Consider the following 18034-nt stretch of genomic DNA (forward strand, 5'->3'; position numbering starts at 1 on the left):
GCCGATATCAAAGTAGTTATTTACTCGCTTCTGCAAGCATTTTTTCTCCCTTCGCCTGAGCATCTTCGATGGTTCCAACCAGGTTGAAAGCCATTTCAGGAAGGTGGTCATAACCTCCGTCCATGATCAGGTTAAAGCCTTTGATGGTATCGTTGATATCAACCAAAACACCCTTCAAACCTGTAAACTGTTCTGCCACAAAGAAAGGTTGTGAAAGGAAACGTTCTACACGACGTGCTCTTGTTACGATCAACTTATCCTCTTCGGAAAGTTCTTCCATACCAAGGATCGCGATGATATCCTGCAATTCTTTATAACGTTGCAAAATATTCTTAACGCGTTGTGCGCAATCGTAGTGAGCATCACCCAAAGTTTCAGCGTTCAAGATACGAGAAGCTGAATCCAAAGGATCCACCGCAGGGTATATACCTTTTTCTGCAACTTTACGGCTAAGTGTTGTCGTTGCGTCAAGGTGAGCAAACGTTGTCGCCGGAGCCGGGTCAGTCAAGTCATCAGCAGGTACGTAAACGGCTTGTACAGAAGTAATTGATCCACGTTTTGTAGATGTGATACGCTCCTGCATCTGTCCCATTTCAGTAGCCAAAGTTGGCTGATAACCTACCGCCGATGGCATACGACCCAAAAGAGCCGAAACCTCAGAACCAGCTTGTGTAAAGCGGAAGATATTGTCAATAAAGAAAAGGATATCACGTCCTTGTCCTTCGCCATCACCATCACGGTAATACTCGGCGATTGTAAGTCCGGATAACGCCACACGAGCACGTGCTCCAGGCGGTTCGTTCATCTGACCAAAAACGAAGGTTGCTTTTGAATCTTTCAGTTCGTTGTAATCAACTTTTGAAAGATCCCATCCGCCTTCTTCCATGCTGTGTTTGAAAGCGTCGCCGTATTTGATAATACCGGCTTCGATCATTTCACGCATCAGGTCATTTCCCTCACGGGTACGCTCTCCAACACCTGCAAATACTGACAGACCGTCATATGCTTTTGCGATGTTGTTGATCAATTCCTGAATCAATACTGTCTTTCCAACACCGGCACCACCAAACAAACCGATTTTTCCTCCTTTTACATAAGGTGCAAGAAGGTCGATTACTTTGATACCTGTGAAAAGAACTTCGGTTGAAGTTGCAAGGTCTTCATACTTAGGTGCACCGCGGTGAATTGGAAGTCCTCCTTTTGAAGCATCAATTGGAGTAAGTCCGTCAATGGCTTCTCCAATTACATTGAAAAGGCGGCCTTTGATCAATTCGCCAGTTGGCATCTGGATCGGCGCTCCCAGTGGAGTTACCGCCATGCCACGCTGCATACCTTCAGTACTGTCCATCGCAATGGTACGTACCCTGTCTTCACCTAAGTGCTGCTGACACTCAAGTACTACTCGTTGACCGTTTGGTTTGATGACCTCTAACGCATCCAGAATAGCAGGAATACGTCCGCTGTCTTCAAACGATACGTCTACAACTGGGCCAATTACCTGCGTAATTTTTCCTATGTTTGTCGCGTTTGCCATTATATGATTATGAATATTTTCGATGAGGTTTTTTTCAGACCGCAAAAGTATGAGATAATTTGGTCAGTACCAATAGCATGTTGCATCATTTATTGGATATTTTTTAGATATCCGCATTGATTTGCCAAAATCTGTATAGAATTTTACAGAATTCAGTATAAAAATATATAATGAAGGAACTTTTTTTCTGGAGAGTCTGGTCCGCTTCCGAGCGTCGGCTTGCAATCTCAATACTAATAATTATTGCCCTTTCTCTGCTTTTTTTACTTTTTAAAAGTATTAATTCTCTTGAAAACGTCACGAACTGGAACGTTTTGAGTGAACTACAGGAAGTAAACGCTGTGACAGACAGGCTGCTGATTGGTCAATGGCAGTTCGGGGTTCCTAATCCAATTCAGCTCGTGTCTGAGCAGTTCATCGCATCGGTTATGCAACTGGATCATTCGCTATTGTATGTATTCACTGCACTCACTATTTTAGGTATCTCCCTTATTCTGGCTGCACTGACGACTCTGCCCAGATTTTGGTATCTAACCGGAATGGTGATATTCATTCTTCTTCTCGCCATTTCCCGAATGGAAACTTTGCAGGTTTTCGGAGATGGAAACAGAACATTATTTATTCTGACGATCCTCATCTACGGAGGACTCAGTTACTATCTTCAGGCTTTCAATACCAGCGCTGGCACGGCTCTGCGCGTCGGGATAATGCTGGCCGCATCTGTTTTAATTGCGGCTATAATAGGTCTGCTATCTCCCGTAAAAGAAGTCGTGACTGTCTGGGTGGTATATTCCTATCCACTTTGGCTCACGATAACAGTGCTCTTCTTTTTGATGATCTCAACAGAGATCATGGCCGGTTTGGTTTGGCTTACTTCAAGCGAAGAAACCGCCAAAGGAAAAAAGGGGATTACCAATTTTTTAGTAATCAGCATTTTATATCTTATTTATCTACTGATATATTACCTGAAAAACACGCGTCAAATCGATTGGGATATCACGATGCTAAATCCGGTATACCTCACGGCGTTGTCTGCGGTTATCGGCATATGGGGTTTTCGCCGGCGCGCGGAGTCGACAGGCGGCGTGATGACCTATCGTTTTACCGGCTTTTGGCTGTACGCAGGCGCCATGCTTGTTGCAATATCATTTGTGGCATTGGCGGCAGGTATGGCAAACGATCCGACCCTGGAAGCGCTTGAAGATTTTGCGATTGAAGGACAACTGGCGATGAGCACTGTATTCCTTTGCTATATCCTGGTCAATTTTTATCCGCTGTTTATGCAAGGTCTGGCCGTTCATAAGGTTTTATATAAACCTATGCGTTGGGGCTTGACGCCGGTTCGTCTCTTCGGTTTTACAGGTGTTGTTATATTGATATCCGTTCAAAAACTGTTGCCGCTCAATCAAAGTATAGCAGGCTATTTCAACGGTTTGGGCGATTTGCATACTGAAACAAATGAGTTTGTATTAGCGGAGCAATATTATAAACTCGCAGTGCAGCAGGAATTTCAAAACCATAAATCAAATTACTCTCTGGCATCCTTAGCCTTAAAACAAGGCGACCGGAATGCAGCAGCGTTTTATTTCAGACAAGCACTTCTTAAAAATCCATCACCTCAGGCATATGTCGGCTTAACCACCGTTTTGATTGACGAAAATCTGTTTTTTGATGCTATTTATAGTTTGAAAGAGGGTATCGCGAAATTTCCGGCAAGTGGCGAGTTGCTCAACAATCTGGGAATCCTTTATACTAAAACAAACCTCACGGACTCGGCTTACTATTTTGTCGAAAAAGCGGAACGCGTTTCAAACCGGCCGGAAGTTGCCGCAACAAATCTCCTTTTTATATTAGGGAAAAACGGTGATCCAAACATTTTGGACTCATTATCTATTGAAAACAAATCGAGTAATTATTTGTCGTATAACGCAAATTGGCTGGCAATCCAGAGCTTGAAACAGGATTTTTCGAAAAGTGGATTTGTCAATTCTTCCATTCCTGCTGATTCACTTTTAAGTGCGGCCTCATTTGCATACCTGGTCAACTATAGTGTCAATCAGGCACGTCATGATAGCATACCTGCAACATTACTCCCAAAACTCGCTACGTTAAACCCCGTTTTGTCGGAAGACTTAACTTTCGCAGGTCTTCATGCTCAGTTTTACAGTGGTAATAAGCTGAAGGCACTTGAGATATTACAATCATGGGTTGAAGAAGGAGGGAAGAACGAACAATTATATAGAAAAACGCTGGGTCATTGGTTTTTGCAACTCGGCCTATATCAACAAAGTATTGATCAATTTTCCAATGTAGAAGGAGCGGAGGGAAGTATTGGCATGGCGATCGCCAATTCGCTGGCAGGTAATGATGCCGTCGCGACGATCATTCTTGACAAACTTGAAAAAGAAACCCCCAATGGAACGGCGAAACTTTTAGCTGAAACTTTACAAAAGGGAGACAAACCCAAGTCGGTGTCAGATTCTCTGCTTTCCGTTGCAATTAAATCTCCAACGGCCCGAAATTTCGATTGGGCTGTCAGTGCAAACCCATTCGACGCCAAAGCTGTGAGTGCGGCGGCGAAATTCTTCAGACAACAAAAGCAGACTGGAAAAGCATATGAGCTTGTTGTGAATGCGCTGAGATTCAACGAATATTCGCCAGAAATATGGGAACAATATGCATATCTGAGCCTCGACCAGGGGATTCTGGCGCAGGGTGATGAGGCAAAGGAAAAAGTAAAGCAGCTGGCAGACGCCGCCGTATATCAGCAATTTGACGCCCGCTATCAGTCTATGCGTGCTCTTATCGAAAAACAGCGTGCAGAATTTCATTGATTATTTATTTTAGCAATTGTACCACGGAGAAACTGCCAAATTAACTTTCCCCGTCACAAATCTCGATATGGGTTTAAGCTGGAAATCATCATTGGGAGGGACCGAAATCAGGATTTTCAATGAAAAGCAAATTGTAGGTATCATCAAAAGCGAGTTGATCAAAACAGCGGCATATGGTGAACTATATGGTTCGATGCTGAGATTTAAATCCAAAGGGTTTTGGAAAAGGCACACTGAAATTTTAGATATAGAGGGTCAAAAAAAGCTCGGTGAAATCCAATATAATCTGGTGAAAGGAACCGCGGAAATAACTTATGAAGGCCATACTTATCAATGGAGCTATGATAATTGGTTTCGTAAATCGTGGCAAATCAAAAATGCCGTAGAAAGCGTGTCTTTCGTGAAGACCAGCATATGGAAAAACGAGGGCGATATTGAAAACGATGATTTTCCAAGACCAATTTTGCTGATTGGTTTATATATTAATACTGTTTTTCAGAATTTATCGGCAGGCGCCTGACAACATATTCACTTTTTCAAAAGAGAAATACAATGAAAATTATTGATACTACGGAAATAGCAAAGCGATATGTGATGGGTGCTGAAATCATTCAGGCACTAAAATCTGTCACTATTTCTGTGGATAAGGGTGAATATGTGGCCTTTATGGGCCCGTCGGGATCCGGCAAATCGACTTTAATGAACATCATCGGTTGCCTGGATACGCCCACAAGTGGCCGGTATATCCTGAATAATAAGGACGTCAGCGATATGACGGAAAGCGAGCTTGCCGAAATCCGGAACAAAGAAATCGGGTTTGTTTTCCAGACATTTAACCTGCTTCCCCGTATGTCTTCACTTGAAAATGTAGCGTTACCGTTGATCTATGCGGGTTTAGGAAAATCTGACCGGATTGAAAAAGCCATGCACGCGCTTAAAAGTGTCGGACTGGAAAACCGAGCAGGACATAAACCTAATGAACTTTCCGGTGGTCAAAGACAGCGTGTTGCCATCGCTCGTGCCCTTGTGAATGATCCAAGTATACTACTGGCTGATGAGCCAACAGGTAACCTAGACTCAAAAACCTCTTACGAGATTATGGATCTTTTCGATCAGCTATATAGCAAAGGAAACACGATCGTAATGGTTACGCACGAAGAAGATATTGCTCATTACGCCCATAGAATTATACGCCTACGAGATGGATTGATGGAATCTGATACTATTAATCCTAATCCTACCAAAGTGAAGGCCTTGGTTGAGTAGGTTTGTTTAAACGCGGTGGAAAGGGAGTTAAGCGCAGAGTGCCGCGGTGAAAAAACTCAGCGTACACTGCGTATAACTCTTGCAAAATCTGCGTTTCACAGTAACGTCAATAGAAATCAATTAAATATACGGATGAAACTAAAGGGCTTAGTACCTTTGTATTCTTTACAGGTCAAAAACGAACAAACCTGACCGCAAGCCATTGGCCAACAAATTTTTATATGAAAATTGATTTTAAAGACCTCATTATTTTTGAGAACGAGGACTTTCTTTTAGTGAATAAACCACCTCATCTTGCCACATTGGATGAGAGAACTGCTGACAGAGGAGGAAGTGTATTAAGATTAGCGAAGGAATATAATTCCGAACTACAGGCTGCTCACCGATTGGATAAAGAAACTTCAGGCGTATTGGCTTTTGCCAAAAATCCGGTAGCATATCGCCACTTGGCGATGCAATTTGAGCACCGCGAGGTTACGAAAAGATACCATGCCGTGGCAAATGGGGTTCACGATTTGGAAGGAATCTCTGTATATCTGCCAATTTTGCCCCTCAAAAACGGAACAGCGGTGAAAATTGACCGTGCCGAGGGAAAAGTAGCGGAGACTATTTTTAATACAATAAAGGCATATCGTGGCTATTCCTTAATCGAATGTATTCCGATCACCGGACGAATGCACCAGATCCGTATCCATTTGTCTTGTCTGAAAGCCCCTATCGTTTGTGACCCGCAATATGGCGGTGAGCCTATATTTCTTTCCAGTCTCAAAAAGAAATTCAACCTGAAGAAAGAGACAGAAGAACGACCTCTTATTCAAAGAGTCGCACTACATGCCCGATCGCTTTCTTTCGCACTGCTCGACGGAGAAAGAATCAAAATTGAAGCGCCATATCCCAAAGATTTTGATGTTTTGGTGAAGCAGCTTGATAAGTTTGGCAGCTAATGTCTTTGTTATAAAAAATCACGTACCCGAATCTCAAATGAGCGGGTACGTGGAAATATTACGCATTCTGTCGTATATACCTTCTCAGAACCTGAAGGCCATCCCGGCTTTAAGCCATGATATATTCTGACCTAACTCTGCAAACAAGCCAAATTTTGGCGTAAACAAATATTTCACTCCGGCATATAGGCCAACAGACAGACCTCCTTGTTCCCCATACAAATATCTCGGATTTCTGTTCTGACGATAGTCCCACCACTCATTGCCATATACGCCAACGGCCGCACCCGCGTACAGGTCTAAGTTCTTCTGTTTCAGGAAATGTTTCCCGTAATGGTAGGTCGCACGCAAGGAGGTAGGAAATACCGTGTGAAGCTGCTGCTCGCGCCTATGACGGTAGGTGTAAACGTCCGTTTGAATACCGGCACTGATATACTTCCCAAAACCATATTCAAAGGAAACGTTTAACGGAATTGTCTCTGCATATGCCCCTGCGCCAATACCCAGATTCAGAAGAAAATCACCTTTTTTGTATTGTGCAAAACTAGGGTCGCTAGCAAACAATACGATGATAAAAGTGGGGAAAAGTAGTTTGAAGAATTTCATTAAGATGTTATTTTTGATGTTAATATGAAAAATTAAAAAGTCATACCAAGACCAAAAAAATAGCCGCCAGTAAACCGGCGGCTATAAATAAAGATTTCCTTTAAACTAGAATTTGAACGCAACACCAACCTTTAGTGGAGACGCGTTATAACCTACCTCAGCAAAAACTCCCAAATTAGGTTTGAAATAATACTTTGCTCCGGCAAAAGCTCCAAAGAAAACACCACTTCCGTAATTGTCCGTATAACTTCCACCATATCCGTCAGGTGATTTAAAAGATGCTGCACGATATCCTAAAGCTGGTCCAGCGTAAAGATCAAGGTTGTCCATTTTCAGGAAATGCTTTCCGAAGTGATATGAACCTCTCGCCGCAACAGTAAAAAAATTATACTTCCATTTGTACCCGAAAACACCATTATTCCAGGTTACGAAGTCTGCCTGAGCACCAACGCTGATAAAATCGTGAATACCTTGCTCATAAGAAGCACCGACTCCAACTCCGCCGCCGCCGTAAGTACCACCGAGGTTAAGTCCTAAGTTCAATAATTTATCTCCCTTTTCGTATTGAGCAAATGATGTTCCGGATGTGAAGCTCATCGCGGTAGCAACTAGTAATGTAAATAAAAACTTTTTCATGTTTAACAGACTGTTTATTGTGTGAATATATGTGACAAAAATATGTGATTTATTCTAACGCATCAAAACAGTTATGCCACTTACTTAGTTAGTGGACAAAAGCCGGTTGATAATCAGGAATTAATTATCAACCGGTAATAGTTTACTTCACGTCTTCTTTAAGCTTATCCTTAAATACTTTCTTAAATTTATCCAGTTTTGGCGCAATTACAAACGCGCAGTAGCCTTGTTCAGGATTATTTGCGAAATAATTCTGGTGATAGTCTTCCGCTACATAAAAAACAGGTGCTTTTGACACCTCCGTCACGATAGGTTTCGGATATGCGCCGGACTTGTCAAGTTCAGCAATGGCTTTTTGAGCGACTTCTTTCTGCTCCTCGCTATTGTAAAAAATAACAGAGCGATACTGCGTCCCGATATCATTACCCTGTTTGTTCAGAGACGTTGGGTCATGGCTTCTAAAGAATGCTTCTAGCAAATCGGCATAACTGATCACTTTCGGATCGTATGTGATTTGGGCACATTCTGCATGACCGGTGCTACCAGTGCACACTTCTTTGTAAGATGGATTTGCGACGTGGCCGCCTGCATATCCCGAAACTACTTTTTTTACACCGTCCAGTGACTCAAAAACGGCTTCGGTACACCAAAAGCACCCTGTTCCAAAGGTCGCGATCTGGGTTCCGGTAGTATCAACATTGTTTTCGTCAGTGGTTGCTGCTTCTTTGTTCATTTTCTTTTTTTGTTTTTTGTCAGACTGCGCACAGGAAATGGCTACCATTCCACAGAAAAATAGGATCGTCAGGAATGGAATGATTGTTCTTTGCATGATGAAATCGATTAGTTACTTTTTAACGTTCGAACGACCAAGAAAGTTTATTGGTTGATACGCCATATATTTACGAAATTTGAACAAAAAAGGATCATTTCTACCATCTTGCCCTCTTAAGTGGGAAAGTTTTTCTCCGTCATATGACCTATCTGCACTTCAAGGCCCTCCATATCATATTCGTAGTAAGTTGGTTTGCGGGGTTATTCTATATGCCGCGACTTTTCGTATACCATACCGAAGCCAACGACAAACCAAACCCGGAGCGTGAAATATTGTTCGCTCAGTTCACCAAAATGGAAAAACTCCTTTGGAATGCGATCATGACGCCTGCCTGCTGGCTGTCCTTACTTTGTGGGACCGCAATGCTCTACCTCAATCCGGCCTGGCTGGATCAGGACTGGATGAAGCTAAAACTGCTTTTTGTTGTAGGCCTTCTGGCATATCATTCCTATACCAGAAAGATATTGCTGGAAATAAGGCAGGAAAAATTCCGCTTCACATCCTCACAACTCAGACTTTTCAATGAAGTTGCTACTATATTCCTTTTTTCCATCGTCTTTTTGGTAGTTCTCAAAAATACCGTCGACTGGCTCTGGGGCGTGTTGGGACTACTCGCTTTCGCCGTGACAATTATGGGTGCTGTGAAAATGGTGAAGAGATTGAGGGAAAAGAAAGGGTAGAGGTTATACTCGAATTTTCTCTAATATCACGGCCAACTACCTGTCTCACATCAAGAGGAAGTCAGGCATTCGGACAAGAAATAATATTAATAAAATACCTGTGTAGAAAATTTTAATTATTTCTACGCTTGCTTTTTTTATTCTCCTTTCCATATATTTGTTTATCAATTCAAAAAACGAAATAATGCGTAGTCAGTTTAATACTATATGGTGGTGGCGTACTAGTCCAAACAGGATGGGCAAGTAGGCTATTGTATGGTATAGAACTAATTATATACTTTATAAGCGGCTCGCTGTTCATCTGACAGCGAGCCGCTTTTTTTATTGTCATACCCTTATTTTTAAATATCATATGGAATTGCTGACTAAACGTTATCCTATCACCACCCAATACAAAAAATTACTGGCGGACATGCTTACGCCCGTCTCCATCTACCTGAAACTGAGAGACAAATTCGTTAATACCATTCTTCTGGAAAGCTCTGATTATCATGGAAATGAAAACTCATATACCTATATCTGCTGTGATCCGGTAGCTTCTTTTAAACTAAACAACAACGTCGTAACAGAGAAATATCCCAGCGGCGTCACCGAAAACTATACGCTCGCAAAGCCCAAGGATGCTGTAAAAGCACTGTACAATTTTTCGCAAAGCTTTGAGCCTGCTAAGCAGAATTTTCCTTTCATTACCAACGGATTATTCGGCCACCTTACTTACGATGCGGTTCAGTATTTTGAAGATATAGAGATTCAACCATCCAGTCCGGAAACAGAAGTCGATCAGGTTTTTTACCAGATTTATAGATATGTAATTGTAATTAATCACTTCAAAAATGAGCTTTACATTTTTGAACACAATTATGGAGATATCGACGGAAAGGAAAGTCAGATTGAACAGATTGAAATTTTGATCAAAAACCGGAATTTCCCTCAATATGGCTTCCAATTGATTTCTGAAGAAACTTCCAATACCACTGATGATGAAATGCGCGCTGTGATCAAAAGGGGTATTGACCACTGTTTGCGTGGCGATGTGTTTCAAATTGTACCTTCGCGACGTTTCAACAGAAGCTTTCAGGGCGACGAATTTAATGTATACCGCGCGCTGAGATCGATCAACCCGTCTCCATATCTTTTCTATTTCGACTACGGCAATTATAAAATATTCGGATCGTCTCCTGAAAAACAGATTTTCATTAAAAAAGGACAAGCTGAAATCCACCCGATTGCGGGAACGTTCAGAAGAACCGGAGATGACCAGGCCGATGCGATTGCTGCTCAGGCACTTTTGGAAGATCCGAAAGAAACTGCAGAACATGTGATGCTGGTGGATTTGGCCCGAAACGATTTGAGCAGAAGTTGTGACGCAGTAAAAGTGACAAACTACAAGGAAGTTCAATACTATTCCCACGTGATTCACCTCGTTTCCAAAGTAGTGGGCACCATGAAAGAGGGTGTAAATCCATTACAACTTGTTGCCGATACGTTCCCGGCAGGAACGTTATCAGGAGCGCCGAAACATAATGCGATGAAGCTGATTGACCAAATGGAAAACAGCAACCGAAGTATATATGGCGGTGCCATCGGATTTATGGATTTCAACGGTGATTTCAACCACGCAATCGCAATCCGGACGTTTCTGAGCAAAGACAATACGCTGTTTTATCGTGCAGGAATGGGAGTCGTGGCAAAGTCGGATATCGAAAGCGAGTTGCAGGAGATCAATAATAAACTGGCCGCACTACGCAAAGCCATCGATTTCGCTGTTGATCTGTAATAGTCATGGGACAAGTGAAAATCTACGGCCTGAGATCGCTTCTTGAACCGATCCGCGAGAAGCTTTCGGGTGTATTGCATCAATGTGTTGTGGATGCATTTCAATATCCGGCTGATAAAAAAGCACATAGATTTTTCTATATGGAACCGGAAGACTTTTACTATCCCGAGGGCAGGAGCGAAAAATATACAATTATTGAAATATTGCTTTTTGAAGGTCGCTCAATATCAGCCAAAAAAGACTTGTATCAGCATATTTTCAGACGTTTTGAAGAAGAACTGAATATTACACCTAACGATGTAGAAATCACGCTTATAGAAACTCCAACACATAATTGGGGAATCAGGGGTAAAGCTGGCGACGAACTGGTTTTGGGATATCAGGTTCAAATTTGACGAAATATTGGCACGTATTAACTTATTAATCAGAGTATTGAAATGAAAATTCTTGTTTTGGACAATTACGATTCCTTCACCTACAATCTGGTATATATCCTGAGGGAGTTGAATGATCAGGTGGATATTTTCAGAAATGATAAGATATCACTGGAGGATGTTGGAAAATATGACAAAATATTGCTCTCTCCAGGACCAGGCATCCCCGCAGAGGCTGGTATTATGCACGACCTTGTGAAAGAGTATGGAGCAACAAAAAGTATATTAGGCGTCTGCCTCGGCCATCAGGGAATCGGAGAGGTTTATGGTGCCACACTTGAAAATATGACCGACGTGTTGCATGGGATCGCCGATACGGCTTATATCACAGATGCCAACGAACGGTTGTTTAAAAACCTGCCAAATCAGATAAAAGTGGGACGATATCACTCATGGACTGTAATGCCAACGATGTTTCCCGATGATTTAACAATCACTGCTGTAGACGAAAAACAGCAGGTAATGGCACTTGCCCACAAAAAATATGACGTAAGAGGGGTACAATTTCATCCTGAATCCGTCCTGACTGAACACGGGAAGGAAATGCTGGAAAACTGGTTGAGTATCTAATTTTATTTTCAAATATCTCCGCACTGTCACTTGTAATTTAGCCGATGCTCCAATTATGAAAAGTATTCTTAGTCAACTTTTTGAGTACAAAACTTTAACAAAAGAACAAGCCAAAGAAATCCTGATAGGAATTAGTACGGGCCAGTATAGCAATTCCGAAATCGCCTCATTTTTAACCATATATGCCATGCGCAGCATCACCGTTGGTGAGCTTGAAGGCTTCCGCGATGCGTTGCTGGATATGTGTTTAAAAGTCGATTTATCCGCCTACGACCCCATTGATGTCTGCGGAACGGGTGGTGATGGGAAAGACACTTTCAACATTTCGACCTTATCCTGTTTTGTCATCGCCGGAGCCGGTCAAAAAGTGGCTAAACATGGTAATCATGGCGTTTCTTCTATCTGCGGATCGTCCACAGTACTCCAGTCACTAGGTGTTAAGTTCACCAATGAAGCCAGTACTTTGGAAAGGCAGATTGCCGACGCAGGCGTTTGCTTTTTACATGCTCCTTTGTTCCACCCGGCCATGAAAAACGTTGCGCCTGTGCGGAAAGAACTGGGTGTTAAGACGTTCTTTAATATGCTGGGTCCAATGGTCAATCCCGTTTCGCCCAAAAAACAGCTGGTTGGCGTTTTCAGTCTTGAATTAGCACGTCTTTTTACATATCTTTACCAACAGACAGACAAGCAGTTCATGGTTCTGCACGCACTAGATGGTTATGACGAGGTTTCGTTGACAGGACCTTTCAAAATCATTACCGGGCATACGGAGCAGGTGCTTAGTCCTGCCCATCTTGGTTTACCGGTTTTGGAGGCGGAAGATCTGAGTGGAGGAACAACGGTAGAAGAATCAGCCAGAATTTTTATGAACGTTTTGAATGATCAGGCCACGGAAGCTCAGAAGAGTGCTGTGCTTGCCAATGCAGCTATGGCGCTGATTTGTGCAGAACCTGGTTTAAATCCGCTTGATGCTGTGGCGATGGCCAGAGAGTCGCTGGAAAGCAAAAAGGCATTGAACAGTTTCAAAAAACTTGTTGAAGCATGATTACAAATATTGACCAGCTTGATCTTCAAAAATCATACTCCTACGCAGATTATCTAAAATGGCGTTTTGAAGAGCGTGTGGAGTTAATAAAGGGTAAGATTTTTAAAATGTCGCCTGCTCCAGCACGCCGACATCAGCTTATCTCAGGTGTTTTTCATGGAGAACTTTATAGATTTTTGAAAAATAAACCTTGTCAGGTCTACCAGGCTCCATTTGATGTGCGGCTAACACCACGTAAAAGCGACAATACCAATAAAATTTATACGGTTGTCCAGCCGGATATCTGTGTGATATGCGATCCTTTTAAACTGGATGATCAGGGATGTATAGGAGCACCTGACTGGATTATTGAAATCCTCTCGCCGGGAAATTCACAAACCGAAATGAAAAACAAATTTGAGGTTTATGAGGAAAACGGTGTCAAAGAATACTGGCTCGCAGATCCTACGAGCGAAGTTGTTTTAGTATATGTTCTGAATGAAGCAGGTAAGTACATTGGTTTACACCCATTTACGTTGGAAGATCAGATCACAAGCTTTGTTTTTCCAGATTTTCAGTTGAGTGTAGCAGACATTTTCAAGGAGTAATTTGCATGAATATTTTAGATAAGATCGTCTCACGTAAGCAAGAAGAAATAGCTGACTCAAAAAAGCTGATTAGTATTTCTACCCTTGAAAAGGAAGCGTTATTTCAGCGCGAATCAACCTCATTAACAGCAAGTTTAAGAGGTGCCCAACTGCCTGGAATTATTTCAGAATTCAAAAGAAAATCTCCTTCCAAAGGCATTATAAACGGTATTTCAGAACCCGAGATCGTCACTGCAGACTATGTCAGCGCAGGAGCTGTTGCTTTGTCCGTTCTGACAGACAGTGATTTTTTCGGCGGATCATTTGACGATTTCAAGAAGGCCCGGCTTGCCAATCCTGTAATTCCGATGCTCAGAAAAGACTTCATGGTAGACGAATATCAGGTTTACGAAGCAAAGGCTATCGGAGCAGATCTTATCTTGCTGATTGCTGCTTGTCTGAGTGCTCAGCAGGTAAAATCGCTCGCAACGCTTGCGCATCAGTTAGGCATGGAAGTATTGCTGGAAGTACATAATCTGGAAGAATTGCAAGAAACGCTTTGTGACGAAATTGATATTGTCGGCGTTAATAACAGAAATCTAAAGACCTTTGAGACGTCCATTGAGACATCATTGGCTTTAAGTGAATATATACCGGACTCTTTTGTTAAAATTTCTGAAAGCGGCCTGCAAGAGCCGCAGACTATCCTCGATTTATTTAAAACAGGATATACTGGATTTTTAATAGGAGAAACCTTTATGAAAACAGCAAATCCTGGTGCCGCACTGACAGGGTTGCAAAAAGAATTGTATCAGGCCTGTAACCCAAATCCCTTGCTCCTATGAAAATTAAAGTATGCGGAATGCGCCAGCAAGATAACATCGAACAAGTTGTCGCTTTACAGCCCAATTTTATTGGATTTATTTTTTATGACAAGTCTCCTCGATTTGCGGGCAACGATTTGAGCGAGAGTTACGTCAGATCCATTCCCAATCAGATAAAAAAAGTTGGCGTATTCGTAAATGCTAACCCGGGTTATATCCTTGATATGGTCAAAAAATATGACCTTCAATATGCCCAGCTTCATGGGAACGAGCTGCCGGATATATGTCGCAGCCTGCGTCAAAAGGGAGTAAATATCATCAAGGCCTTTTCAATTGATCAGACTTTTAACTTCACAATGCTCAATAATTACAAGTCATTTTGCGATTTGTTTTTGTTTGACACCAAAGGAGAGCATCCCGGCGGAAACGGTAAGTCTTTTGATTGGAGCGTGTTAAGAAAATATGATAACGACAAACCTTTCTTCCTCAGCGGAGGAATTGGCCTTGACAATATCGAAGAGGTAATAAGCCTGTCGAAAACTTTACCGGTTTACGGAATTGACGTCAACAGCATGTTTGAAACCGAACCAGGAATAAAAGATATTAAAAAGCTCGAGCAACTTTTTAGTATAATACGTGTTAAACAACAGGAAGAGGCAGAAGCCTAACTATATATCCAATGGAATTAACTACAGAACAACAATCCTACCAAGTTAGCCAAAATGGGTACTACGGAACATTTGGCGGTGCGTTTATACCAGAAATGTTATATCCGAACGTGGAGGAGCTTCGTGAGAATTATTTGAAGATTATTAGTGAAGATAGTTTCCGGAAAGAATACGACGATTTGCTGAAAAATTATGTGGGGCGCCCAACGCCGCTCTATCACGCTAAGCGTCTTTCGGAAAAGTACAACACCAATATATACCTCAAAAGAGAAGACCTTTGCCATACTGGTGCGCACAAAGTCAATAATACCATTGGTCAAATCCTTCTCGCTCAACGACTTGGCAAAAAGCGAATTGTAGCCGAAACAGGAGCCGGACAACACGGCGTGGCAACAGCCACCGTTTGTGCACTTATGAACCTGGAATGCGTGGTCTACATGGGCGCTCTGGATATCGAACGCCAGGCACCTAATGTGGCAAGAATGAAGATGCTTGGCGCCGAAGTTCGGTCTGCTACTTGTGGTTCCCAGACATTGAAAGACGCGACAAACGAGGCAATGCGCCACTGGATCAATAACCCCGTTGATACTCATTATATCATCGGATCAGTCGTCGGTCCTCATCCATATCCGGATATGGTAGCCCGTTTTCAATCCATTATTTCGGAAGAAATGCGCTGGCAGCTCAATGAGCAAACCGGTCGCGAAAACCCTGATTTTGTGATAGCATGTGTAGGTGGCGGAAGTAACGCCGCAGGAGCATTTTATCATTTTCTGGATCAACCTGATGTAAAACTGGTAGCTGTCGAAGCGGCTGGTCAGGGGATCGCTTCGGGTCATTCAGCGGCCACCACCGCGCTTGGAAAACCAGGTGTACTTCATGGCAGCAGAACGATATTGATGCAAACTGAAGACGGACAAGTTGTGGAACCTTATTCCATATCAGCCGGACTAGATTACCCTGGCATTGGCCCTCAACATGCCTATTTATATGACAGCGGACGCGGAATCTTTCTTTCGGCGACAGACGAAGAATCGGTAGAGGCGGCATTTGAATTGACTCGCCTGGAGGGTATCATCCCTGCACTGGAAACTTCTCATGCACTGGCTGTTTTAGGTAGAATCGGCGCATCTCCAGATGACGTAGTTGTAGTCAATTTGTCGGGAAGAGGGGATAAGGATATGGCTACTTACATGAAGTATATAGACTAATTATTGGTCTGTTTTCCGATAAGACACACAGGCTCTAAGATTGAAATGCTCAAAGCGTGTCAGTCGTTTTCAAGGTACTTCGGACCATTTCTTAAATACTAATAGCTAAACACTAACACCTAAAAGCTCGTAGAACATGGCAACACTTACTCTACCTGAGGTCTTTGACACGCGTTTAAAAATTCAGGAACTGGAAACCAAAGTAAATTCGGGAGATCTGTCCCTTTTTGAAAGATGTGACCTGGAAGACGAAATTCTTGCTCTAAAAGAAAAACTTGGTGAATTTGACCGACTCAAATTTTCCGACGATGGAGAATGTCTTAATTGTTCAGCCTAGTCGCCAGCTTTATCCATCCTTAAATTTTTTCAAATGAAATTAAAACTATTCCTTCTTGCCAGTCTGATGATGTTCGGCTCTATGGCATTTGTTACACCTGAAAACTCTGCTCCTAAAAAAATGCTTCGCCACGTAGTTCTGTTTAAATTCAAAGATTCGTCCACGCCGGCGCAAGTAAAAGAAGTAGAAGACGCCTTCAGAGGCTTACCAGCCAAAATAAAGGAAATCCAGAGTCTGGAATGGGGTACCAACAACAGCCCTGAAAATCTGGCTCAGGGGTTTACACATGCCTTTTTTGTTACATTTAAAAGCGAAGCGGATCGCGCGGCATATCTTCCGCATCCTGCACATAAAGAATTTGGAAAAGTACTTGGACCGCATTTGGACAAAGTATTAGTTATCGACTATTGGACACAAGAATGAACCGGATTGTAAATCTTTTTGAAGGACATATCAGCTCGGAAAATAACGGTCTTTTGAACGTCTATTTTACCGCCGGATATCCTCAATTAAATGACACTTTAACTGTCTTACAGGCGCTTGAGAAAGGGGGTGCTGATCTTGTTGAGATAGGTATGCCATATTCCGATCCCGTGGCAGATGGCGAAACTATCCAGATGAGCAATGATCGGGCACTCGAAAACGGCATGTCTGTGAAGGTACTATTTGAGCAGTTGAAAGACATGCGCCAGACTGTTAAAGTGCCTGTATTACTGATGGGATATGTAAATCCTGTATTGCAATATGGTATGGAAGAGTTCTGTCAGAAATGCGCGGAAATCGGTGTAGACGGGCTTATTTTACCTGATATGCCAATGGATGTTTATCTCTACGAATACAAATCTATATTCGACGCTTATGGCCTGCTCAATATCTTTTTGGTGACGCCGCAAACCTCCGAAGCACGTATCCGTCAGATAGATAGCATTAGCTCTGGATTTATCTATACGGTATCTTCCTCCAGTGTTACGGGCTCGAAATCAGGAGTTAGCAATGATATGGAATCTTATTTCGATCGATTGAATGCGATGAATCTCAAAAATCCGAGACTGATCGGGTTTGGAATAAAAGACCATGCAACTTATAGCAAAGCCTCTAAATATGCTGCAGGTGCCATTATTGGAAGCGCTTTTATCAGAGTGCTTGAAAACAGCACAGATTTGGAAAATGATATCGTCAACTTCGTTCAGGACGTCAAAAAGCCATCCAATGAAGTAAGTCTGGTTTAAAGAAATACGATGGTATAAAGCAAAAGCCCTTCCGGAAAGTT

Annotated in this window: 20 protein-coding genes; 16 read left to right on the forward strand and 4 right to left on the reverse strand. The window is 42.4% G+C overall.

Features of this window, described 5'->3' with window-relative positions:
* Nucleotides 1-16: 16 nt before the first annotated feature.
* Nucleotides 17-1534: a F0F1 ATP synthase subunit beta gene (gene atpD, locus AC1XUD_RS25370; protein ID WP_483363850.1), complete on the reverse strand. Its 1518-nt coding sequence runs from the start codon at nt 1532-1534 to the stop codon at nt 17-19.
* A 170-nt stretch (nt 1535-1704) separates the two neighbouring features.
* Between atpD and AC1XUD_RS25375 the strand changes: the two genes are divergently transcribed.
* The 4 genes from AC1XUD_RS25375 to AC1XUD_RS25390 all read left to right on the forward strand — a co-directional run bounded on the left by AC1XUD_RS25375 (nt 1705) and on the right by AC1XUD_RS25390 (nt 6578).
* Nucleotides 1705-4368, forward strand: a complete 2664-nt coding sequence (locus AC1XUD_RS25375; protein WP_483363851.1) for a tetratricopeptide repeat protein — start codon at nt 1705-1707, stop codon at nt 4366-4368.
* Nucleotides 4369-4435: 67 nt separating this feature from the next.
* Nucleotides 4436-4888, forward strand: a complete 453-nt coding sequence (locus AC1XUD_RS25380; protein WP_483363852.1) for a hypothetical protein — start codon at nt 4436-4438, stop codon at nt 4886-4888.
* A 32-nt stretch (nt 4889-4920) separates the two neighbouring features.
* On the forward strand, nt 4921-5634 hold the full coding sequence (locus AC1XUD_RS25385) for an ABC transporter ATP-binding protein (protein ID WP_483363853.1): 714 nt from the start codon (nt 4921-4923) through the stop codon (nt 5632-5634).
* 221 nt (nt 5635-5855) lie between these two features.
* Nucleotides 5856-6578, forward strand: a complete 723-nt coding sequence (locus AC1XUD_RS25390) for an RluA family pseudouridine synthase (RefSeq protein WP_483363854.1) — start codon at nt 5856-5858, stop codon at nt 6576-6578.
* A gap of 84 nt (nt 6579-6662) precedes the next feature.
* Here the strand turns inward: AC1XUD_RS25390 and AC1XUD_RS25395 are convergent, their stop codons facing one another.
* The 3 genes from AC1XUD_RS25395 to msrA all read right to left on the reverse strand — a co-directional run bounded on the left by AC1XUD_RS25395 (nt 6663) and on the right by msrA (nt 8649).
* Entirely contained in the window at nt 6663-7184 is a 522-nt protein-coding gene (locus tag AC1XUD_RS25395; RefSeq protein WP_483363855.1) for a hypothetical protein, read from the reverse strand.
* Nucleotides 7185-7289: 105 nt separating this feature from the next.
* On the reverse strand, nt 7290-7820 hold the full coding sequence (locus AC1XUD_RS25400; protein WP_483363856.1) for a hypothetical protein: 531 nt from the start codon (nt 7818-7820) through the stop codon (nt 7290-7292).
* Nucleotides 7821-7962: 142 nt separating this feature from the next.
* Nucleotides 7963-8649, reverse strand: coding sequence for a peptide-methionine (S)-S-oxide reductase MsrA (gene msrA, locus AC1XUD_RS25405; protein WP_483363857.1), 687 nt, complete (start codon nt 8647-8649; stop codon nt 7963-7965).
* A 143-nt stretch (nt 8650-8792) separates the two neighbouring features.
* On the opposite strand from msrA, the gene AC1XUD_RS25410 reads away from it, so the two are divergent.
* From AC1XUD_RS25410 to trpA, 12 genes are all read left to right on the forward strand, one after another.
* A complete protein-coding gene (locus AC1XUD_RS25410) occupies nt 8793-9332 on the forward strand; it encodes a CopD family protein (protein WP_483363858.1) in 540 nt (179 codons plus the stop codon).
* A gap of 352 nt (nt 9333-9684) precedes the next feature.
* Nucleotides 9685-11109 (forward strand): anthranilate synthase component I family protein, encoded by a 1425-nt coding sequence (locus AC1XUD_RS25415; RefSeq protein ID WP_483363859.1) that lies wholly within the window; start codon nt 9685-9687, stop codon nt 11107-11109.
* Between the two features lie 5 nt (nt 11110-11114).
* On the forward strand, nt 11115-11504 hold the full coding sequence (locus tag AC1XUD_RS25420) for a tautomerase family protein (protein ID WP_483363860.1): 390 nt from the start codon (nt 11115-11117) through the stop codon (nt 11502-11504).
* Between the two features lie 42 nt (nt 11505-11546).
* Nucleotides 11547-12113: an anthranilate synthase component II gene (locus AC1XUD_RS25425; protein ID WP_483363861.1), complete on the forward strand. Its 567-nt coding sequence runs from the start codon at nt 11547-11549 to the stop codon at nt 12111-12113.
* Nucleotides 12114-12168: 55 nt separating this feature from the next.
* Nucleotides 12169-13158 (forward strand): anthranilate phosphoribosyltransferase, encoded by a 990-nt coding sequence (gene trpD / locus AC1XUD_RS25430; protein WP_483363862.1) that lies wholly within the window; start codon nt 12169-12171, stop codon nt 13156-13158.
* Nucleotides 13155-13745 (forward strand): Uma2 family endonuclease, encoded by a 591-nt coding sequence (locus tag AC1XUD_RS25435; protein WP_483363863.1) that lies wholly within the window; start codon nt 13155-13157, stop codon nt 13743-13745. The genes trpD and AC1XUD_RS25435 overlap by 4 nt, the downstream gene beginning before the upstream one ends.
* Nucleotides 13746-13750: 5 nt before the next feature.
* Entirely contained in the window at nt 13751-14569 is an 819-nt protein-coding gene (gene trpC, locus AC1XUD_RS25440) for an indole-3-glycerol phosphate synthase TrpC (RefSeq protein WP_483363864.1), read from the forward strand.
* Nucleotides 14566-15216, forward strand: a complete 651-nt coding sequence (locus tag AC1XUD_RS25445) for a phosphoribosylanthranilate isomerase (RefSeq protein WP_483363865.1) — start codon at nt 14566-14568, stop codon at nt 15214-15216. The genes trpC and AC1XUD_RS25445 overlap by 4 nt, the downstream gene beginning before the upstream one ends.
* Before the next feature lie 11 nt (nt 15217-15227).
* Nucleotides 15228-16427: a tryptophan synthase subunit beta gene (gene trpB, locus AC1XUD_RS25450; protein WP_483363866.1), complete on the forward strand. Its 1200-nt coding sequence runs from the start codon at nt 15228-15230 to the stop codon at nt 16425-16427.
* 136 nt (nt 16428-16563) lie between these two features.
* Nucleotides 16564-16764, forward strand: a complete 201-nt coding sequence (locus AC1XUD_RS25455) for a hypothetical protein (RefSeq protein ID WP_483363867.1) — start codon at nt 16564-16566, stop codon at nt 16762-16764.
* A 66-nt stretch (nt 16765-16830) separates the two neighbouring features.
* Entirely contained in the window at nt 16831-17187 is a 357-nt protein-coding gene (locus AC1XUD_RS25460; protein WP_483363877.1) for a Dabb family protein, read from the forward strand.
* Nucleotides 17184-17993, forward strand: a complete 810-nt coding sequence (gene trpA / locus AC1XUD_RS25465) for a tryptophan synthase subunit alpha (protein WP_483363868.1) — start codon at nt 17184-17186, stop codon at nt 17991-17993. Before AC1XUD_RS25460 ends, trpA begins: the two co-directional genes overlap by 4 nt.
* The last annotated feature ends 41 nt before the right edge of the window (nt 17994-18034 follow it).

The organism is Dyadobacter sp. HNCC25DJ184, assembly GCF_056895215.1.